This window comes from Brevibacterium sp. BRM-1, from assembly GCF_026802075.1.
Lineage (GTDB): Bacteria > Actinomycetota > Actinomycetes > Actinomycetales > Brevibacteriaceae > Brevibacterium > Brevibacterium rongguiense.
Map to the genome: position 1 here is coordinate 645,995 of NZ_CP113788.1, position 20,372 is coordinate 666,366.

Annotated in this window: 19 protein-coding genes; 9 read left to right on the plus strand and 10 right to left on the minus strand. The window is 72.8% G+C overall.

The features are described from left to right. Positions 1–16 precede the first annotated feature (16 nt). The gene (locus BRM1_RS02850) at positions 17–1,615 is read right to left on the minus strand and encodes an ABC-F family ATP-binding cassette domain-containing protein (protein ID WP_160952411.1); all 1,599 of its coding nucleotides are present in this window, start codon (positions 1,613–1,615) and stop codon (positions 17–19) included. 133 nt (positions 1,616–1,748) lie between these two features. Further along, a complete protein-coding gene (locus BRM1_RS02855) occupies positions 1,749–2,579 on the minus strand; it encodes a ribonuclease H family protein (protein ID WP_268527992.1) in 831 nt (276 codons plus the stop codon). 74 nt (positions 2,580–2,653) lie between these two features. On the opposite strand from BRM1_RS02855, the gene ypfJ reads away from it, so the two are divergent. Continuing rightward, positions 2,654–3,568 (plus strand): KPN_02809 family neutral zinc metallopeptidase, encoded by a 915-nt coding sequence (ypfJ, locus tag BRM1_RS02860; protein ID WP_268527996.1) that lies wholly within the window; start codon positions 2,654–2,656, stop codon positions 3,566–3,568. 91 nt (positions 3,569–3,659) lie between these two features. Then, positions 3,660–4,802 (plus strand): HutD family protein, encoded by a 1,143-nt coding sequence (locus tag BRM1_RS02865; RefSeq protein WP_268527999.1) that lies wholly within the window; start codon positions 3,660–3,662, stop codon positions 4,800–4,802. Between the two features lie 62 nt (positions 4,803–4,864). Here the strand turns inward: BRM1_RS02865 and BRM1_RS02870 are convergent, their stop codons facing one another. The 8 genes from BRM1_RS02870 to BRM1_RS02905 are packed head-to-tail and all read right to left on the minus strand — an operon-like array spanning position 4,865 to position 11,395. After that, positions 4,865–5,200: a metal-sulfur cluster assembly factor gene (locus BRM1_RS02870; RefSeq protein WP_160952589.1), complete on the minus strand. Its 336-nt coding sequence runs from the start codon at positions 5,198–5,200 to the stop codon at positions 4,865–4,867. Continuing rightward, the gene (gene sufU / locus BRM1_RS02875; protein ID WP_160952590.1) at positions 5,193–5,657 is read right to left on the minus strand and encodes a Fe-S cluster assembly sulfur transfer protein SufU; all 465 of its coding nucleotides are present in this window, start codon (positions 5,655–5,657) and stop codon (positions 5,193–5,195) included. Before sufU ends, BRM1_RS02870 begins: the two co-directional genes overlap by 8 nt. Beyond that, entirely contained in the window at positions 5,654–6,928 is a 1,275-nt protein-coding gene (locus BRM1_RS02880; RefSeq protein ID WP_268528006.1) for a SufS family cysteine desulfurase, read from the minus strand. Before BRM1_RS02880 ends, sufU begins: the two co-directional genes overlap by 4 nt. Then, a complete protein-coding gene (gene sufC, locus BRM1_RS02885; RefSeq protein ID WP_160952592.1) occupies positions 6,928–7,686 on the minus strand; it encodes a Fe-S cluster assembly ATPase SufC in 759 nt (252 codons plus the stop codon). The genes BRM1_RS02880 and sufC overlap by 1 nt, the downstream gene beginning before the upstream one ends. Before the next feature lie 9 nt (positions 7,687–7,695). Beyond that, positions 7,696–8,010: a non-heme iron oxygenase ferredoxin subunit gene (locus BRM1_RS02890; RefSeq protein ID WP_160952630.1), complete on the minus strand. Its 315-nt coding sequence runs from the start codon at positions 8,008–8,010 to the stop codon at positions 7,696–7,698. A 2-nt stretch (positions 8,011–8,012) separates the two neighbouring features. Further along, positions 8,013–9,167 carry a Fe-S cluster assembly protein SufD gene (sufD, locus tag BRM1_RS02895; protein WP_268528010.1) on the minus strand — a complete coding sequence of 385 codons (1,155 nt, stop codon included), beginning with the start codon at positions 9,165–9,167 and terminating at the stop codon, positions 8,013–8,015. 54 nt (positions 9,168–9,221) lie between these two features. Continuing rightward, entirely contained in the window at positions 9,222–10,652 is a 1,431-nt protein-coding gene (sufB, locus tag BRM1_RS02900) for a Fe-S cluster assembly protein SufB (RefSeq protein WP_160952594.1), read from the minus strand. Further along, positions 10,649–11,395 carry a helix-turn-helix transcriptional regulator gene (locus tag BRM1_RS02905; protein WP_160952595.1) on the minus strand — a complete coding sequence of 249 codons (747 nt, stop codon included), beginning with the start codon at positions 11,393–11,395 and terminating at the stop codon, positions 10,649–10,651. Before BRM1_RS02905 ends, sufB begins: the two co-directional genes overlap by 4 nt. Before the next feature lie 177 nt (positions 11,396–11,572). Here BRM1_RS02905 and BRM1_RS02910 point away from each other — a divergent pair, with 177 nt between their 5' ends. The 7 genes from BRM1_RS02910 to BRM1_RS02940 all read left to right on the plus strand — a co-directional run bounded on the left by BRM1_RS02910 (position 11,573) and on the right by BRM1_RS02940 (position 20,291). Then, on the plus strand, positions 11,573–12,529 hold the full coding sequence (locus BRM1_RS02910; protein ID WP_268528014.1) for an ABC transporter ATP-binding protein: 957 nt from the start codon (positions 11,573–11,575) through the stop codon (positions 12,527–12,529). Further along, a complete protein-coding gene (locus BRM1_RS02915; protein ID WP_268528018.1) occupies positions 12,526–13,326 on the plus strand; it encodes an ABC transporter permease in 801 nt (266 codons plus the stop codon). The genes BRM1_RS02910 and BRM1_RS02915 overlap by 4 nt, the downstream gene beginning before the upstream one ends. A gap of 15 nt (positions 13,327–13,341) precedes the next feature. Continuing rightward, complete coding sequence (locus tag BRM1_RS02920) at positions 13,342–14,586, plus strand: COX15/CtaA family protein (RefSeq protein ID WP_268528021.1); 1,245 nt, start codon at positions 13,342–13,344, stop codon at positions 14,584–14,586. 6 nt (positions 14,587–14,592) lie between these two features. Then, positions 14,593–16,464, plus strand: coding sequence for an ABC transporter ATP-binding protein (locus BRM1_RS02925; protein WP_268528024.1), 1,872 nt, complete (start codon positions 14,593–14,595; stop codon positions 16,462–16,464). Beyond that, the gene (locus BRM1_RS02930; protein ID WP_268528030.1) at positions 16,461–18,494 is read left to right on the plus strand and encodes an ABC transporter ATP-binding protein; all 2,034 of its coding nucleotides are present in this window, start codon (positions 16,461–16,463) and stop codon (positions 18,492–18,494) included. Before BRM1_RS02925 ends, BRM1_RS02930 begins: the two co-directional genes overlap by 4 nt. A gap of 69 nt (positions 18,495–18,563) precedes the next feature. Beyond that, on the plus strand, positions 18,564–19,283 hold the full coding sequence (locus BRM1_RS02935) for a helix-turn-helix transcriptional regulator (RefSeq protein ID WP_268528033.1): 720 nt from the start codon (positions 18,564–18,566) through the stop codon (positions 19,281–19,283). Positions 19,284–19,466: 183 nt separating this feature from the next. Continuing rightward, on the plus strand, positions 19,467–20,291 hold the full coding sequence (locus BRM1_RS02940; RefSeq protein WP_160952600.1) for a VOC family protein: 825 nt from the start codon (positions 19,467–19,469) through the stop codon (positions 20,289–20,291). Positions 20,292–20,372: the final 81 nt, after the last annotated feature.

The following is a 20,372-nucleotide window of genomic DNA, read 5'->3' on the forward strand; positions in this document are numbered from 1 at the left end:
ACTGGGCCCGCGCCGCTCAGGCCAGGGTCACGAGGTCGAGGTACCCGTCGTTCCACAGGTCCTCGTCCGCATCCGGCAGCAGGAGCACGCGGTCCGGATCGAGGGCGCTCACCGCGCCCTCGTCGTGGGTGACGAGCACGATCGCGCCCTCATAGCGCCGGATGGCGGAGAGGATCTCCTCCCGGCTGGCGGGGTCGAGGTTGTTCGTCGGCTCGTCGAGCAGCAGCACGTTCGCACTCGAGACGACGAGGGTGGCCAGCGCCAGGCGCGTCTTCTCGCCGCCGGAGAGGACGCCCGCCGGCTTGTGCACATCGTCGCCGGAGAACAGGAACGAGCCCAGCACGGTCCGCACCCCGGTGTCATCGAGGTCCGGGGCCGCCGAGCGCATGTTCTCCAGCACCGTGCGGTCCGTGTCGAGGGTCTCGTGCTCCTGGGCGTAGTAGCCGAGCTTGAGGCCGTGGCCGGGCACGACGGCCCCGGAGTCGGGCGCCTCGATCCCCGCGAGCAGCTTGAGCAGCGTTGTCTTGCCCGCGCCGTTGAAGCCGAGCACGACGACGCGGGTGCCGCGGTCGATCGCGAGGTCCACGCCGGTGAACACCTCGGTCGACCCGTAGGACTTCGACAGCCCGTCCGCCGTGAGCGGCACGCGACCGCAGGCCGCGGGCGCGGGGAAGCGCAGGTGGGCGACCTTGTCCGCGGCGCGCTCCGCCTCGAGGCCGGAGAGCATCCGCTCGGCCCGCTTGGCCATGTTCTGGGCGGCCACCGTCTTCGTCGCCTTCGCCCGCATCTTGTCCGCCTGCGCGTTGAGCGCCGCGGCCTTCTTCTCCACGTTCGTGCGCTCGCGGCGGCGGCGGCGCTCGTCCGCCTCGCGCTGCTTGAGGTACTGCCGGTAGCCCATCGCGTAGATGTCGATGACCTGGCGGTTGCCGTCGAGGAAGAAGACCTTGTTCACGACCTCCTCGATGAGGTCCAGGTCGTGGGAGATGATGATGAGCCCGCCGGAGTACACCTTGAGGTAGTCGCGCAGCCACAGCACGGACTCCGCGTCCAGGTGGTTGGTGGGCTCGTCGAGGATCATGATGTCCGGGCCCTCGAAGAGGATGCGCGCGAGCTCCACGCGGCGGCGCTGGCCGCCGGAGAGCGTCTGGATCTCCTGCTCGAGCAGGTCCGCGCCCAGGCCCAGGTTCGCCGCGATCGTGAGCGCCTCCGATTCGGCCGCGTAACCGCCCGCCGCCACGAACTCGGCCTCGACGCGCGGGTACTTCTCGATCGCCTTGACCATCGTCTTCTCGTCGGGGCTGGACATCTGCTCCTCCGTGCGGCGCATGCGCCGGGCGAGCACGTCGAGGCTGCGGGCGGAGAGGATGCGCTCCTTGCCGGTGGCCTTCGGATCGCCGGAGCGGGGATCCTGCGGCAGGTAGCCGGTGCTGCCGGAGCGGGTGACGGTGCCGCCCTCCGGGGCGAATTCGTCCATGAGGACCTTCGTCAGCGTCGTCTTGCCGGCCCCGTTGCGCCCCACGAGGCCCACGCGGTCACCGGTGTCGACGCGGAAGGACACCCCGCTCATGAGGGTGCGGGAGCCGACGACGACCTCCAGGTCGTGTGCTGCGATCATGGCGTTCGGTTCTCCGGTTCCATCGGGTGCGTGCGTTCCTGGGGCTGTGTGTGGGACGGTGCTGTACGGGGTGGCGCTGTGCCGGACGATGCTCGGGCCGTGCGGATCGCCGCCGGGGTGGCGCGGGACGCGCTCACTGCGGGCTGTCCGCGGCGGCCGCGCCGCCGTAGCGCTGGGCGAGGCCGAGCATGATGAGCTCGGCGAGCTCCTCCTGGGGGCGCCTGCCCGCCGCCTTCGCCCGGCGCACGATCTGCGCGGCGACATCCCCGGGCAGGCTGCAGGCCACGGTGGTCACGGCACCGGCGCCACTCGGGGCGCCGCTGGCGCCCGCCGCACCGTTGACTCCCGGTGCCCCGGTGGGCTCGGCGGCGGCCGCGGGAGCCGGGCGCCCCTCCCCCTTCTCCGCGCCCGAGGCGCGGGTCGGGGCGGCGCCGGAGCGCGCCTCGCGCGCGGCGGAGGGCGCCCCGGCGAGTCCCGGGCCGGTCTGGGGCGGCTCCCCGCGCCGGAACGCCTCGGCGGCGCCGCGCGCGCGGGCGTCGGCGGCCTCGTTGAGCGGGTGGTTGTTGTGGCCCTTGACCCATTCGAAGTCGACCGCGCGACCCTCGGCGCGCACCTCGGCCAGCGCCGCGTCCAGCTGCTCGAGCAGGTCGCGGTTGAGCACCGCCTTGCCGTCGGCCTTCTTCCAGCCCTTGCGCTTCCAGCCGGCCATCCACTTCGTCACCGCGTTGATGACGTACTGGGAGTCGCAGAGGATCCGCAGGCCTTCGTCGCCCGGGATCGTGCCCGCCTGCGCCGCGGCGTGCACCGCGCACAGGAGCTCGAGGACGGCCTGGAGCTCGCCGCGGTTGTTCGTCGCGTTGTCCCAGCCGCCGGCGGCCCACGAGGCGTCGTCGATGTACCAGGCCCAGCCGGCCGGGCCGGGGTTGCCGAGGGCGGAGCCGTCGGCTGCGGCGATGATCGTCACGGGCGTCCCTCCTCGGGCTCTGGCGCAGGGGCTCTCGCACAGGGGCGCGCGAAGGCCCCCACTATGCTACTGCCATGACATTCTCACCGGGCAGCGGGCTCGATACCTCGCAGGTCTCCCAGCGCTCCGGAGGCGGGGGCGGCCTGGGTCTGCCCATCAAGGTGGGCGGTGGCCTGGGCGGGGTGGCGGTGCTCGTCATCGGCCTGTTCCTGTTCGGGCCGGACTTCCTCAACCAGGCCTCGCACGGCTCCGCGGCCTACGACGACGCCCAGGTCAGCTCGAGCGGCTCGGATTCCCTCGCGGAGACGTGCAGGACCGGGGAGGACGCGAACCGCGATGCGCGCTGCCGCGTCGTGGGGACCGTGAACTCGCTCAACCAGTACTGGCCCTCCGGCGCCTCTGCGCTGGGCGTGAAGTACGCGCGGCCGGACGCCGTGCTCACCTCCGGCAGCTGGTCGACGGGGTGCGGGTCCGCGAGCTCGGCCATGGGCCCGTTCTACTGTCCCGCGGACCGGACGGCCTACTTCGACGTGGGCTTCTTCGACGAGCTGCGCTCGCAGTACGGCGCCGATCGCGGGCCGCTGGCGGAGGAGTACGTCGTCGCCCACGAATTCGGCCACCACATCCAGGCGCTGACCGGCGATTCGCAGCGCGCGCGCCAGGGCGACACCGGGCCGCAGTCGTCCTCGGTGCGCCTCGAGCTGCAGGCCGACTGCTACGCCGGGGTGTGGGCGGCCAACGCGGCGCAGACCTCCGACCCCGTCACCGGCGAGCCGTATCTGGAGCCGCTCACCGGCGACGATGTGAAGTCGGCGGTCTCCGCGGCCCAGGCCGTGGGCGATGACCGGATCCAGCGCAAGGCGCGCGGGCGGGTAACGCCGGAGAGCTTCACCCACGGCACGGCCCAGCAGCGCGAGACGTGGTTCATGCGCGGCTACAGCGCAGCCGAGCCCCAGACCTGCGACACGTTCTCCCCCAGCACCGTCTGAACCGGCACCATCTGATCCCGCACCAGCTGAAAACCCGCGCCGTGCGATCCAGCCCCGCCCGACCGGCGGCCGAGCAGTCCAGGAGGAGCCCATGAGCGAGCCCAGCGAGCCGGGCGGCTGGCCGCCCCTCATCGTCCGCCGCGCCGACTGCCGGGAGCAGCCGTGGGCCAATGGCCAGGGCACCACCGCCGAGGTGCTGCGCGGCAGCGCGCCCCCGGTGCCCGGCCGGCCCGGCGCCCCGACCCCGGAGGGCGGGCCCGCCGCACCCCGCGCCGGCGCCGAGGACGGGACCGGCTGGGACTGGCGCGTGAGCATCGCCACGGTCGACTCGCCCTCGCCGTTCAGCCCCCTGCCGGGCATCGACCGCACGCTCGTGTGCCTGGGCCCCGCGCACCTGACGCTGCGCATCGACGGCAAGGCCTGGGAGCTCGCGCCCACGGAGACGATCCGCTTCCGCGGCGAGGACACGGTCGAATCGCTGCTCGTCGCCGAGCCCACGCTGGACTTCAATGTCATGGTCCGGCGGGCCGCGGCGCAGGCGGAGGTCCGGCTCGAGCGCCTGAGCGCGCCGCTGCCGCTGGCCGCCGAGCCCGGCGAGGCGGTGCTCGCCACGGTGCTCGAGGGCGACTGCGCGCTCCTGCCCGCCGCACAGGTGCCGGCCGAGCTGCGCGCCGCGCTCGCCCACGCCCCCGCAGGGCACGAGCCCCCGGGGCTGAACGACATCGCCCCGGCCGCGCACGCACTGGCCGAGGGCCATCCCGTCCGCGCCGGCGAGGCGGCGCTCGACCGCGTCGCGGAGCTGCGCGCGGAGCACCGGGCGCGACACACCGCGCAGGAGGCGCGCAAGCGGCTCGCGACCGCGCTCGCCGGGTCCGCCGCGCGGGCACTCGGACGCCTCGACACCGTGGCCCTCGGCACCGCCGCCCTCGGTGCCGTGGCCGACGGTACGGACGGCGGTACCGCGAGCGGCGGTCCAGCGGGCGGCGGTCCAGCGGGCGAGCGGGCCGATGCCCCGGTCGTGATCGTGCCCACCGGGGCAGCGCAGACGCATCCAGACCAGACCGGCCCGGGCCAGCCCGGCCCGGAGCAGGCCGCGGCGGAGCAGCCCAACCGCGCGTATCCGCACACGAGCCCGCGCGAGGTCCCACAGGCGCGCCACACGGCGCCGGTCGTCAACCACCCCCAGTCGGCTCAGCCGCTGGTCGCGGTGGTGACGATCCGGTTCCCGGCGTGAGCCTCGGATTCTCGGAGCGTCGCAAGCCCGCGAGGTTCGTGGGACTCAGTGTCTCGTGAGCCTCAGATGTTGAACCCGAGGGCGCGCATCTGCTCGCGGCCGTCCTCGGTGATCTTCTCCGGGCCCCACGGCGGCATCCACACCCAGTTGATGCGCACCGCCGGCACGATGCCCTCGAGGCTCATGGCCACCTGGTCCTCGAGCACGTCGGTAAGGGGGCATGCGGCGGAAGTCAGCGTCATCTCGACGACCGCGGTCCCGTCCTCCTCCACGGCGGCGCCGTAGACGAGGCCCAGGTCGACGACGTTGACGCCGAGCTCGGGGTCGATGACGTCCATGAGGGCCTCGAGGACCTCCTCCGGGGTGGCATTCTGCGGGGCGTCGATGACTTCAGGCACGATCGGCTCCTTCGATCTGGTAGACAGCGTCCTTGAGGGCCATCCAGGCCAGCAGGGCGCACTTGACGCGGGCGGGGAACTTCGAGACGCCGGCGAACGCGGCCGCGTCGCCCAGTGCCTCTTCATCGGGCTGGGCCTGGCCGCGGGAGTGCATGAGCTCGTGGAATCGGGCCTCGAGGGCGTTGAAGCCCTCGGGGTCGCACTCCTCGGCCAGCTCCGTCATCGCGGAGGCCGACGCCATGGAGATCGAGCAGCCCTCGCCGTCCCACCGCACGAGCAGCCGGCCCGTGGCGGGATCGCGGCGGGCCTCCACGGTGATCTCGTCCCCGCACGTGGGGTTGATCTGGTGGGACGCGCCCACGGGGGGCTCGGCCGCGCCGAGCAGGGGCATGTTGCCCGTCCGGCGCTTGGCGTGGTCGAGGATGAGCTGCTGGTAGAGCTGGTCGAGGCCGCTCACGAGTCCGCCCCGAAGAAGCCGCGCACCTCGGCCAGCGCGGCGAGGAAGCGCTCGCACTCCTCGTCGGTCGTGTAGAGGTAGGCGCTCGCACGGGTGGAGGCGGTGACGCCGTAGCGCCGGTGCAGGGGCTGGGCGCAGTGGTGGCCCACCCGGACCGCGACGCCCTGCGCGTCGAGGTACTGCCCGACGTCGTGGGCGTGGACGCCCTGCACGTCGACGGCCACCGACGCGATCCGGCCGGCCGCATCGGCGGGCCCCAGCAGCCGCACGCCGGGGATGCGCGCCACGCCCTCGACGAGGCGCTGGGCGAGGGCTTCCTCGCGGTCCGCGATCGCCGCCATCCCGATGTGCCGGAGGTAGTCCACGGCGGCGCCGAAGCCCACGGCCTGTGCGACGGGCTGCGTGCCCGCCTCGAACCGCTGCGGGGGCGCCATGAACTGCGCGCCCTCCATCGTCACGGTCGTGATCATCGAGCCGCCGGTGAGGACCGGCGGCAGGGCGGCCAGCAGCTCCGCGCGGCCGTAGAGCGCGCCGATGCCGGTGGGCGCGAGCATCTTGTGGCCGGAGAACGCCGCGAAGTCGACGCCCAGCCCGTGCAGGTCCAGGGGCAGGTGCGGGGCGGACTGGCAGGCGTCGAGCACGGTGAGCGCGCCCACCCGGCGGGCCCGCTCCACCAGCGCCTCGACCGGGTTGATCGTCCCGAGCACGTTCGACACGTGGGAGAACGCGAGGACCTTCGCGTGCTCGTCGACGATGTCGTCGAGCTCCGTGAGGTCGAGGCGCCCGTCCTCGGCCAGGGGGATCCAGCGCAGCCCGGCGCCTGTGCGCGCGGCCAGCTGCTGCCACGGCACGAGGTTCGCGTGGTGCTCCATCTCCGTGACGACGATCGTGTCGCCGGGGCCCAGGGCGAAGCGCGCGGCCTCAGCACCGCCCAGGCCCGCGGAGGCGTTGGCCAGCCCGTAGGCGACGACGTTGAGCGCCTCGGTCGCGTTCTTCGTCCAGCACAGCTCGTCCGGGTCCGCCCCCACGAATGCGGCGACGGCCGCGCGCGCGCCCTCGAACGCCTCGGTAGCCTCCACGGCCAGCGTGTGCGCGCCGCGGTGCACGGCGGCGTTGCGCTGGGCGTAGAAGTCCTGCTCGGCGTCGATGACGGTCGCGGGCTTCTGCGCCGTCGCCCCGGAATCCAGGTAGGCGAGCGGGGTGCCCGCGACCTCCCGGTCGAAGACCGGGAAGTCGTTGCGGATTCGGGCGACCTGGGCGGCCGAGAGCATCAGGCCGTCTGGGTCAGGAAGCGGTCGTAGCCCTCGTCCTCGAGCCGCTGGGCGAGCTCGGGGCCGCCCTCCTCGGCGACCTTGCCCTTGACGAGCACGTGGACGTGGTCGGGCTTGATGTAGCGCAGGATGCGCGTGTAGTGGGTGATGAGCAGGACGCCCACGTCCGTGTTCTCCCGCGCGCGGTTGACGCCCTCGGAGACGATGCGCAGCGCATCGACGTCGAGGCCCGAGTCGGTCTCGTCGAGGATCGCGAAGCGCGGCTTGAGCAGCTCCATCTGGAGGATCTCGTGGCGCTTCTTCTCACCGCCGGAGAAGCCCTCGTTGACGTTGCGCGAGGCGAATTCGGGGTCCACGCGCAGCTGCTTCATCGCCTCGGACAGCTCCTTCGTCCAGGTGCGCAGCTTGGGCGCCTCCCCGTCGATGGCGGTCTTGGCCGAGCGCAGGAAGTTCGTCACCGTCACACCGGGGACCTCGACCGGGTACTGCATGGCGAGGAAGAGGCCGGCGCGGGCGCGCTCGTCGGCGGACATGTCGACGAGGTTCTCCTCGTCGATCGTCACGCTGCCCTGGGTGATCTCGTACTTGGGGTGGCCGGCCAGGGCGTAGGCCAGCGTCGACTTGCCCGAGCCGTTGGGGCCCATGATCGCGTGGGTCGAGTTCGAGTCGATGTCGAGGTCGATGCCGCGCAGGATCTCCTTGGACCCGGCCTCGGTGACGACGCTGACGTGCAGATCGCGGATGGAGAGAGTGGACATGGGATTCCTTTACTTCGTAGTGGTCGGGTCGACGAACACGGTGCCGTCGCGCTCATCGCAGGCGTACACGGCGACGGGCTCGAACGCCGGCGGGCTCTCCGGGACGCCCGTCTCCAGGCTGAACGCGGAGCCGTGGAGCCAGCACTCGATCGCGCAGCCGAGCACCTCGCCCTCGGCGAGCGAGACCTCGCCGTGCGTGCACAGGTCGTTGACCGCGTGGACGGTGCCGTCGTCGGCGCGCGCCACGCACACCTCGACGCCCTCGAGGACGACCCGCAGGGCGCTGCCCGCGGGCACGTCCGCCGAGGCGCACGCGGCGAGCATGGTCACAGGACGCTCCGCGCCAGCTCTTCTTCGATTTTCTCGGTGATGACGTCCTCGATCGCGGGCACGCGGATCTTCTGCACGACCTCGTTGAAGAAGCCGCGGACCACGAGCCGGCGCGCGACGACCTCAGGGATGCCGCGGCTGAGCAGGTAGAACATGTGCTCCTCGTCGAACCGGCCGGTCGACGAGGCGTGCCCGGCGCCCTCGATGTCGCCGGTCTCGATCTCGAGGTTGGGCACGGAGTCGGCGCGAGCGCCCTCGGTGAGGACGAGGTTGCGGTTGAGCTCGTACGTGTCGATCCCGATCGCCTCGGGGCGGATGAGCACATCGCCGATCCACACGCTGCGCGCGTCCACGCCCTGCAGAGCACCCTTGTACATGACGTTCGAGGTGGCGCGCGGGGTGTTGTGGTCGATGTACGTGCGGTGCTCGAGGTGCTGGGCCGCGTCCGCGAAGTAGAGGCCCAGCAGCTCCGCCTGCCCGCCGGGCCCGGCGTAGCGGACGTTGGAGTTCAGCCGCACGACCTCCCCGCCGAGTGTGATGACGATGTGCTTGAGCTGCGCGTCCTTGCCCACGATCGCGTCGTGCTGGCCCAGGTGCGCCGCGCCGTCGGCCCACAGCTGCAGGGACACGAACGTCACGGCGGCCCCGTCGCCCACGACGAGCGAGACGAGCTCGGAGTAGTCCGCGCGACCCTCGTGCTCGACGATGACGGTGGCCTTCGCATTCGCGCCCACCGTGACCAGCACGTGGCCGTGGACCGGCTCATCCCCGCCTTGGCCGTCGGCGTGGATGATGAGCGGGCCGTCGAGCTCGGTGTCGGCGGGCACGTCGTAGTGGCGCACGCCGGGCGCGTTCGCCGCGGCGATCGCGGCCGGCAGGTCCTCGGGCTCGAGGATGCCCATGCCCGTGGCGTGGGCGAGGTCGACCGTCTCCACGGTCGCGCCGGCGGGCAGCTGCTCGTCGACCGCGAGCTGCGCGCCGGTGGCGCGGTCGGCGAAGAGCGGGGCGAGCCGCTTGACCGGCGTGAAGCGCCACTCCTCCTCGCGGCCGGTGATGGCCGGGAAGTCCGCGACGTCGAAGCTGCGGGTGCGGTCGCTGCGCGATGACGCGGGAACCTGCACCTCGGCAGCGCTGGCCAGGGTTTCAGTCATGTGTCCTGTTTCTCCTCAGTGGGCTGGCGCGATGGCGGGCGGGGCGAGCGGGGCTCAGCCGACCGCGCCCTCCATCTGCAGTTCGATGAGCCGGTTGAGCTCGAGGGCGTACTCCATGGGCAGCTCGCGGGCGATCGGCTCGACGAAGCCGCGCACGATCATCGCCATCGCCTCCGTCTCCTCGAGTCCGCGGCTCATGAGGTAGAAGAGCTGGTCCTCACTCACCTTCGACACCGTGGCCTCGTGGCCCAGGGACACGTCGTCCTCGCGGATGTCGATGTAGGGGTACGTGTCGGAGCGGGAGACGTTGTCGACGAGCAGCGCATCGCACAGCACGTTGTTCGACGAGCCCTTGGCGCCCGGGTGGACGTGGACGAGGCCGCGGTAGCCGGCCCGGCCGCCCGCCCGCGCCACGGACTTCGACACGATCGACGAGTGGGTGTTGGGCGCCGCGTGGACCATCTTCGCGCCGGTGTCCTGGTGCTGGTCGGCGCCGGCGAAGGCCACGGACAGCGTCTCGCCGCGCGCGTGCTCGCCGGTCATCCAGATCGCCGGGTACTTCATCGTCACCTTCGAGCCGATGTTGCCGTCGACCCACTCCATGGTGGCGCCGGCCTCGGCGATGGCGCGCTTGGTCACGAGGTTGTACACGTTGTTCGACCAGTTCTGGATCGTCGTGTAGCGCACCCGGGCGTCCTTCTTCGCGATGATCTCCACGACGGCGGAGTGCAGCGAGTCGGACTTGTAGATGGGCGCGGTGCAGCCCTCGACGTAGTGCACGTAGGAGCCCTCGTCGGCGATGATGAGCGTGCGCTCGAACTGGCCCATGTTCTCCGTGTTAATGCGGAAGTAGGCCTGCAGGGGGATCTCGACGTGGACGCCCTTGGGCACGTAGATGAACGAGCCGCCGGACCACACCGCGGTGTTGAGCGCGGAGAACTTGTTGTCGCCGGCCGGGATGACGGAGCCGAAGTACTCCTCGAAGATCTCCGGGTGCTCCTTGAGGCCGGTGTCCGTGTCGAGGAAGATGACGCCCTGGCGCTCGAGCTCCTCGTTGATCTTGTGGTAGACGACCTCGGATTCGTACTGCGCGGCGACGCCCGCGACCAGGCGCTGCTTCTCCGCCTCCGGGATGCCCAGGCGGTCGTAGGTCGCCTTGATGTCCTCGGGGAGGTCCTCCCAGGACTGCGCCTGGCCCTCGGTGGAGCGCACGAAGTACTTGATGTCGTCGAAGTCGATGCCGGTGAGGTCGGCGCCCCAGTTGGGCATGGGCTTCTTGCCGAACATCTTGAGGGCCCGCAGGCGGCGCTGGAGCATCCACTCCGGCTCGTCCTTGAGCGCCGAGATGCGGCGCACGACGTCCTCGCTCAGGCCGCGCTGGGCCTCGGCGCCGGCGTCGTGCTCGTCGTGCCAGCCGTACTGGTAGGCGCCGATGTCCTTGAGCTCCGGGTTCGCCTCGAGGATCGGGTTGCTGGTGTCGGTCATCGCGGACCTCCTTGTGTGTGGTCTGTCTGGTCGATGAGCGGTCGGTTGAGGACCGACGTCGGAATGTGGGTCGTGCAGACGTGGGCGCCGGAGGCCAGGGTCGACAGCCGCCGGACGTCGACGCCGAGCACCTCTGCGAACATCTCGAGCTCTGCCTCGCAGAACTGCGGGAAGCGCTCGGCGACGTGCTGGATGGGGCAGTGCCCCTGGCACAGCTGCATGGCCTCGAGCGGGGTGCCCACGGCCACCGGCGAGGCGGTCGAGGCGTAGCCCTCGGCGGTGAGGCCGGCGGCCAGGTCGCGCGAGCGCTGGGCCACCGAGCCGCGGCGATCGGCGCGGGCCTCGCCCACGCGGGCGCGCAGCGCGGCCTTGAGCTCCTCCACCCGGGAGCGGGCGAAGGCCTCGACGGCCTCGTCGCCGGCGGCGTCCTCGAGGTACTCGAGGGCGCGCACGGCCAGGTCGTCGTAGGCGTTGGAGATCGAGCTGTGGCCCATCGAGGTGACGACGTAGTGGCGGGCCGGCCGGCCGCGGCCGGCCTTGACCCCGGCGAGCTCGCGCACCTCGATGTAGCCGTCCTCACTCAGGGCATCGAGGTGGCGGCGGATCGCCGCGGCGGTGAGGTCGAGGGCCCGGGCCACGCCCGAGGCGCTGATGGGCCCGTGGTCGAGGACGTAGCGGAGCACCTTCTGGCGGGTGCGCGCGTCCTCCGGAGTGCGCTGCTGGGGCCGCTGCGCTGCCGTCATCGCTCTCCCCCTCCGCTTCGCGTTCTGCGCGCCGCTGACCGGCGCGTCCGGGCCTTCGCTCGGACTTCTATAAGGATTCTGTTACGTAAATTATTCCCTGTAAATGCAGGGTCGCCTAAGGGCCCCGGGGGCCTGCGGAGGCCCGGCGCGGCGCCCCAGCACGTAGAATGGCCGACCGTGAGTCCCGTCCCCCCACCGCAGCCGCTCGACATCCGCGATCTGCGCGTCGACTTCGGCCGCATCCGCGCCGTGGACGGAGTCAGCCTGAGCGCCGAGCCCGGCCGCGTCCTCGCGCTGCTGGGCCCCAACGGGGCCGGAAAGTCCACGACGATCGCGGCCGCCGTCGGCATGCTGCGCCCCGCGGGCGGCAGCGTGCGCATCTTCGGCCTTGACCCGCGCACGGCCCACCCGCGCACCGCCGGGCTCACCGGCGTCATGCTCCAGGACGGGGGCCTGCCCATGGCCTCACGGCCGCTCGCCGCCCTCACCCATCTTTCGCGCCTCTACGCCGACCCCCTGCCGGTGGGCCCGCTCGCCGAGCGGCTGGGCATCACCGCGTTCGCCGGCCGGTCGATCCGCCGCCTCTCCGGCGGGCAGCGCCAGCGCGTCGCGCTCGCCGCCGCGCTCATCGGCCGCCCGCGCCTCGTCTTCCTCGACGAGCCCACGGCCGGGCTCGACCCCCAGGCCGCACTCGCGGTCGCCGAGGTGATCGGCGAGCTGCGCGCCGACGGCGTCGCGGTCGTCCTCACCACCCACGACATGGCCGACGCCCAGACGCTCGCCGACGAGGTCACCGTCATCGACCACGGCCGGGTGATCGCGCACGGCACGGTCGCCGAGCTCATCGCCGCCCATGCCCCGGGCGGTGCGGTCACCTCCGAGCTGCGCATCGTCATGCGCGCCGAGCCGGGCAGTCCGGGCCCGGACTCCGTACTGCTCGATGCCCTGGCACAGCTCGGCCCCCTCGACGCCGACGGGCGCGAGGTGCGCATCCGGGCCGACTTCGACGCCGCCCGGCTCGCGGCGGCGGCGCGCGCCCTCGCGGACGCGGGGGTCCGGCCGGCCGTGTTCTCGCTGGCCGAGCGCAGCCTGGGCGATGTGTTCCTCGACCTGACCGGAAGGAGCCTGCGATGAGCGGCCGGCCCGCACCCAAGGCGGCCACCGCGGCCGCGCCGCCCGCCTCGAACGAGGCGCCGCCAGCCCGCCGGATCGCCGCCCAGGCGGCGTTCGAGGTCCGCTCGATCGTGCGCAACGGCGAGCAGCTCCTCCTCAGCGTCCTCGTGCCCGTGGGCGTCCTCATCGCCCTGTCGACCACCCGCATCCTCGACGCCGTGGGCGCCGATCCGCAGGCGGGCCCCCGGGTGGACGTCGCGACCGCGGGTGTGCTGGGACTCGCCATCGCCTCGACGGCGTTCGCGGGCCAGGCGATCGCCACCGCGTTCGAGCGCCGCTACGGGGTGCTCCGCCAGCTCGCGACCACGCCGCTCGGCGCCGGCGGCCTGGTGCTCGGCAAGCTCATCGCGGTGTGCGCGGTCGTGGCCTCGCAGTTCGCGCTCATCTTCGCCATCGCAGCGGCTCTGGGCTTCTCTGCCCTTGTGAGTGTCCCGGGCGTCCTGCTCGCGGGGGTGCTCGGCACCGCCTCGCTCGTGAGCCTCGCGCTGCTCATGGCGGGCACCCTGCGCGCCGAGGCGACACTGGCCGGGGCGAACATCGTCTGGGTGCTCATGGCCGGCGCCGGCGGGATCCTCATCGCCCCGCCCGGGCTGTGGGGGCAGATCACGGCCATCCTGCCGTTCGGGGCCCTGGGCGATGCGATGCGCGCCGCCGTGCTCGCGGGGACGATCGACTGGCCGGCCCTGGCCGTCATGGCGATCTGGGCCGTCCTCGGCGTGGCGGGGTGCCGCGCGTGGTTCAGCTTCGACGGTCGATGAGACACTGAGGGCATCATGTCGACGCAGCAGCCCACCGCCCCCCACGACCACGACGACCAGAACGATCGCGGCGCCCGCCCGCAGCGCGGCGCGCGCGGCAGACGGCGCCCGGCGAAGGCCGCGCAGCAGGCGCGCACCGAGCGCCGGTGGCAGCCCAGCACCGTCACCCCCGTCGTGCGCGCGCTCGCCTGGGCGATGCTCATCGCCCAGGCGCTCATCGTCGTGACCGGCGCGCTCGTGCGCCTGACGGGCTCTGGCCTGGGCTGCCCGGACTGGCCGACGTGCGACGGGGTGTCGATCACGAACACGCCGGACATGGGCCTCCACGGGTTCATCGAGTTCGGCAACCGCCTGCTCGGCGTCGTCCTCGGCCTCATCTGCCTGGCCACGGTCATCATGCTGCTGCGGCTCATCGCGGCGCGGTGGGACCTGTTCCTCATCTCCCTCGCCCTCACCCTCGTCGTGCCGGTGCAGGCGGTGATCGGCGGCATCAGCGTCCACATGGAGCTCAACCCCTGGATCGTCGCGGCCCACTTCGTCCCCTCGGCCGTCTGCGTGGCGCTGTCGGCGTACTTCGTGCGCCGCACGTACGACGCCGGCGGCCCGCGCACGCCCATCGGCACACCGGCGCTGCGCGGCCTCGCGTGGACGATCGCGGTGCTCACGGTCATCATCGTCATCATGGGCGTGCTCACCACCGGAGCCGGCCCGCACGCCGGGGACGAAGTCAGCGCTCGCAACGGGCTGCCGATCGTCCTCATGGCCCGCCTGCACGCCGCTCCCGTCTGGCTGCTCGTCATCGCGACGGTCGCAGGCATCGTGGCCGCGCACCGCCAGCGGCTGCCCGAGGTCCGCCGCCCCCTCGTCGTCCTGCTGATCGTCGAGCTCGCCCAGGGCGTCGTCGGCTACATCCAGTACTTCACCGGCCTGCCCGTCTGGCTCGTCGCCCTGCACATGGCCGGCCTGTGCGTCGTCATCGCCGCCTCGACCGCTGTGCTCGACAGCGTCTACCGCCGGGCTCCCCTGCCCCCCGCCGACACGCTGCTGGCCCCGCGCGGCCGCACCGACCTGCCCCCGGAGGCAGCGGCGGAGGCGGACGCGGGTGGGAGCGCCGCCGCGGGTGCGGAGTCAGACCCGACTGCGGAGAGCGGCCCGACCGCGGAGCCAGGCCCCGCCGGCGCCGCCCAGCCGGGCGCGGACACCGGAGCCGCGCACGGGACCGGGGCGGGACGCGGCACCGCACCCGGCGCGGGGGGCTGAGCCGCCGTGCTGCTCGCCCTGCTGCGCCGCTACCTGCGCCCGCACCTGCCCATGCTCGCGGTGCTGCTGGCGTTCCAGATCCTGCAGATCCTCGGGACCCTGCTGCTGCCCAACATCAACGGCCGCATCGTCGACGAGGGCGTCGCCGCCGGGGACACCGGCACCGTCGCCCGGCTGGGCGGCCTCATGCTCGGCATCGCGTTCGGGCAGGTCATCGCCAATGTCATCGCGATCATCGCCGGGGCCTTCGTGTCGATGGCCGCCGCGCGCGACGTCCGCGCGGACTTCTTCGCGGCCGTGCAGGGCTTCGGCCGGGCGGAGACGGCGCGGTTCGGCGCCTCCACCCTCGTGACCCGCTCGACGAACGACATCCGCCAGGTCCAGCAGTTCCTCACGATGGCGCTGTCGATCATGATCATGGCGCCCATCATGGCGCTGGGCGGCCTCGCCCTCGCCCTGGCCCAGGACCTCGCGCTGTCGTGGGTCATCCTCGCCACGGTGGCCGTCCTCGTCGCGGTCATGGCGGTGCTCGTCATGCGCATGGTGCCCTCGTTCCGGGTCATGCAGGACCGCATCGACGCGATCAGCTCCGTGCTCGCCCAGCAGCTGGCGGGCCTGCGCGTGATCCGGGCGTTCACGAAGGAGGACGAGGAGCGGGCGCGGTTCGCCCGGGCGAACACGGAGCTCACCGACGCCCAGCTGCGCGTCGGGACGTACTTCGTCGCCCTCTTCCCCGCCGTCATGACCCTGGTGAACGCCGGCACGGTGGCCGTCGTGTGGTTCGGCGCCCAGCAGATCCAGGCCGGGGCCAGCCAGATCGGCACCGTCATGGCGTTCATCCAGTACCTCATGCTCATCCTCATGGGCGTCGTCATGTTCGCCTTCATGTCCATGATGGTCCCGCGCGCCCAGGTGGCCGCCGGCCGCGTGCTCGAGGTCATCGACACCCGCCCGGAGATGGACCGGGGGCACGGCACCGTCGAGCGGCTGCCGAGCCCGGGCACGATCGCGTTCGACGGCGTCGCGTTCCGCTACCCCGGTGCGCGGCGCTGCGTCGTCGAGGATGTCACGTTCGCGGTCCCCGCCGGCGCCACCTGCGCCGTCATCGGATCGACCGGCGCGGGCAAGTCGACGCTCGTGCAGCTGCTCGTGCGCCTGCTCGAGCCCACCGCCGGGCGCGTGAGCGTGGGCGGGGCGGACCTGGCCGCGCTGGCCCCCGAGGTGCTCGCGGGCCAGTTCGGCTACGTCCCCCAGCGCGCCTACGTCTTCGGCGGCACCGTCCGGGCGAACCTCGCGCTGGGCAACCCCACGGCCTCGGACGCGCTCATGTGGTCCGCCCTCGAGACCGCGCAGGCCGCCGAATTCGTCCGCGCCTACGCCGACGGCCTCGACCACGTCATCAACGAGGGCGGCACGGACCTGTCCGGCGGCCAGCGCCAGCGCCTCGCCATCGCCATGGCCGTGTGCCGCGAGGCCCCCATCCTCGTCTTCGACGACTCCTTCTCGGCCCTCGACACGGCCACCGACCGCGCGGTGCGCTCCGCGCTCGCCGCGGACACCGCCGCCACCACATTCATCGTCACGCAGCGGGTGGCCTCCGCCATGGCCGCGGACCTCATCGTCGTCTTCGAGGCCGGGCGCGTCGTCGCCCAGGGCACCCACACCCATCTGCTCGAGGACTCCCCCATCTACCGCGACATCGTCTCCTCCCAGGTGGGCCCGCCCGCAGACCCGAGCGGTGCGCAGGGCGGCCTGGCCGATGCCGCCCAGGCGCGCCTCGGCGGCGCGGACGGTACGGCCCCGGGCCCCGCGGCCGGGGGCCCCGCAGCCGGGGGCCCCACACCCAAGGGCCCCGCAGTCGGGGAGGCGGGCGCATGAGCGAGGACCTCGCACCCAATCAGCGCGCCTCCCGGCTGTGGCCCACGCTGCGGCGCCTCGCCCGCGAGTTCGGCCCCGAGCGGACGCCGTTCGCGCTCACCGTCGTCGCCATCGTGACCTCCACGGTGCTCACGATCATCGCGCCCTGGGTCCTCGGCAAGGCCACCGACGCGGTGTTCGCCGGGTTCATGTCCCTGCAGATGCGCGGCGGGCAGACGAAGGACCAGGCAATCGCCGAGCTCGAGGCGCAGGGCCAGGGCGATCGCGCCGCCATGCTGCGGGCGATGGACGTCGTGCCGGGCGCCGGCATGGACTTCGCGCTCATCGGCCGGCTGCTGCTGGTGACACTGGCGGTCTACGTGGCCGCCGAGGCGCTCATGTGGGCTGCCGGCTGGATCGGCAACCGCCTCATCCAGCGCGTGCTCCTGCGCCTGCGCGAGCGGGTGGAGGACCGCATCCATCGCGTGCCGCTGTCCTACCTCGACGGCAAGCAGCGCGGGGACATCCTCTCGCGCCTGAGCAACGATCTCGACAACCTCTCCCAGGTGCTCAACCAGTCCCTCCAGCAGATCATCAACAGCGTCGTCATGGTGGTCGGCGTGCTCGCGATGATGTTCGCGCTGTCCTGGCAGCTGGCGCTCGTGGCGCTGGCCACCCTGCCGCTGACCGTGCTCGTGGTCGCGCTCATCGGCCGGCGCTCGCAGCGCGAATACGCGGAGCAGTGGAAGGCCACCGGCGAGCTCAACGCCTACGTCGAGGAGTCGATCGGCGGTCAGCAGCTCATCCAGGTCTACGGGGCCACCGAGCGCACGCTCGAGGGCTTCGGGGCGGTCAACGAGCGCGTCTACCGCTCCTCCCTGCGCGCCCAGGCGCTGGCGGGCTCCATGATGCCGGCGATGTCGTTCGTGTCGAACCTCGTGTTCGTCGGCATCGCCGTGCTCGGCGCGTGGCGGGTGGCCACCGGCGGCATGACGCTCGGCAGCGTGCAGGCCTTCATCCAGTACGCGCGCCAGTTCTCCCAGCCGCTGTCGCAGCTGGGCGGGATGGCCGCCCAGCTGCAGTCCGCCGCCGCCAGCGCCGAGCGCGTCTTCGACCTCCTCGACGCGCCGGACGAAGCGGGTGAGACCGGGACCCACCCGGACTTCGCCCCGGGTGCCGGGCGGATCGAGTTCGCCGACGTGTCGTTTGCCTACGCGCCGGGCACGCCGCTCATCGAGCACCTGAGCCTCGTGGCCGAGCCCGGCTCCACGATCGCGATCGTGGGCAGCACCGGGGCGGGCAAGACGACGCTCGTCAACCTCCTGCTGCGGTTCTACGACGTGGATGACGGTTCGATCACGTTCGACGGCATCGACATCCGCGAGCTCAGCCGCACCCAGCTGCGCTCACCCATCGGCATGGTCCTCCAGGACGCGTGGCTGTTCGAGGGAACGATCTACGACAACATCGCCTACGGCCGGGCCGGCGCCACCCGCGAGGAGGTGCTGGCCGCCGCCCGCGACGCGTACGTCGACCGCTTCGTCCACCACCTGCCGGATGGCTACGACACCGTGATCACGGAGGCCGCGGACAACATTTCGCAGGGAGAGCGCCAGCTCATCACGATCGCCCGCGCCTTCGTCTCGCAGCCGCGCGTGCTCGTGCTCGACGAGGCGACCTCGTCCGTGGACACGCGCACCGAGGTGCTCGTCCAGGAGGCGATGAACCGGCTGCGGGCGGGACGCACGAGCTTCGTCATCGCCCACCGGCTGTCGACGATCCGCAACGCGGACCTCATCGTCGTCATGGAGTCCGGCCACATCGTCGAACAGGGCAGCCACGACGAGCTCCTGGCCGCCGACGGCCGCTATGCGCAGCTCTACGAATCGCAGTACGCCCAGCCGGCCGAGGGCGCTGACGCCGACGCGGATTCCGCCGGTCCGGGTGCAAGTCCGGGCGCTGGCCTGGACACCGCTCCGGGTGCGGCTCCGAGCGCAGGTCCGAGCGCTGGTCTGGGCACCGCCGGTCAGGACTCGGCCGAGGCGCCCTGACCGTCCCGGGCTCGGCGCGCCATCGTCCTGCAGCGCCCGCCTGCAGGGCGGACGTGCCACACTGAGCGCATGAGCGCGCAGGCGGTCGCCGCGGCCGCAGCCTTCCTCCAGGCGCGGCTGGGCGAGCCCATCGGCTGGGAGGACGCCGCCGCGCACGTGGGCTACAGCCCGTTTCACTTCTCGCGGATGTTCGCCCGCCGGACCGCCATGTCCCCCGGCCGCTACCTGGCGGTGCTGCGCTTCCACGCCGCCAAGCGCCTGCTGCTGGCCGCCGATGACGACGTCGTCGACGTCTGCACCGCCGTGGGCTTCGCGTCGCACGCCACCTTCACGCGCAGGTTCGCCGCGGTCGTGGGAACCCCGCCGGCGCGGTTCCGCCGCCTGGCCGACGCGCTGGCCGAGCGCAGCACGCAGCCCTTCGCGATCGGCGCGAGCACGGGGCCCGCGGTCCGGGTCAGCCTCCGGCTGCCGGAGCGCGGTCTCAGGCGCCCGTGGCATGTGTGGCTGGGCTGGTACCCGGAACCGGTGCCGATCGGCCTGCCCACGGCGGGCGTGCTCGTCGAGGGCGACGACGATGTCGAACTGCCGCTGTGCCCGGGGGCGCCGCACCTGCTGGGCTTCGCCGTGGATCCCACCGCCGAGGCGCTCGCGCAGTTGGCGCCCGACGCGCCGCTGGTCAGCGGCTGGCCGCGCCCGCTGAGAGCCCCTGCGGCCGTCACCCTGACGTTCGCCGCACCGCCTCGGCCCGCCGTGCCGCTGCTCTCCGCGCTGCCGAGCCTTGCGCCCTGATGACCGGGAAACGCGCCAGCGCCCCGCCATCGCACCGTCCTCGCCGCCGCCTCGCACAGTCGGGGCGCAGCAGCGCAGGAACGGATAAGCGCCGGGCGCACCCCGCCCCTAGATTGGACGGTGTCCAGCGGTCGCCCGCTTCGCACGCGCGGGCCCCGCCTCACACCCACGAGAGGAATCGCCATGCCCCGACCCACCGGCACACCCACCTGGCTCGACTACGGTGCACCCCAACTCAGCGAGTCGCTCGACTTCTACGGCGCGCTCTTCGGCTGGGACTTCGAGGACTCCGGCCCCCAGCTCAACCACTACACGATGGCGCACAAGGACGGTGCGCCCGTGTGCGGCCTCATGGACACAACCGGCGTGACGGGCCCGGACGGTGCCCCGCTGCCCGCCGCGTGGAATGTGTTCCTCGCGGTGGACGACATCGGCGCTCGGCTGGCGAAGGCACAGGAAGCGGGCGCCCGCGTGCTCATGGAGCCGGGGCACATGGCGGGCACCGGCACGTTCGCCCTCCTCGCGGATCCCACCGGTGCCCGCATCGGCCTGTGGGAGGCCGACGGTTTCGACGGCTATGCGTTCAGCGGCGCGCCCGGCACCCCAGTCTGGTTCGAGCTCATGAGCATGGACTTCGACGCCTCCGCGCGCTTCTACGCCGACGTCTTCGACTTCGAGGTCACCCCTGAGGGCGCTCAGCCCGGCACTCAGGACGACTCCGCGCGGCAGCAGTGCGCGGCTCCGGCGTACGCCACCAACGCGCCCGCGGAGCGCGCCTCGGCGGGCATCTGCGCGGCGTCCGCGTGGTTCCCGGCGGGCACTGTATCGTTCTGGCGCCTCTACTTCGGCGTCGCGGACGCGGATGCGGCGATCGAGCGGATCCGCACACTGGGCGGCTCGCTCCTCGACGGGCCCATGGACTCGCCGTTCGGGCGCATCGCCACCGTGGCCGACCCCAAGGGCGCGGGCTTCCAGATCAACCAGCCGCTGCCGGACCAGGGGGCCTGATCGCGCGGTGCGGCGCCGGCGCGCGCCATCCAGGCGCCTCGGGACGGGCCGTCAGGCCGGGCACTGGGATCGGAGCAGCGG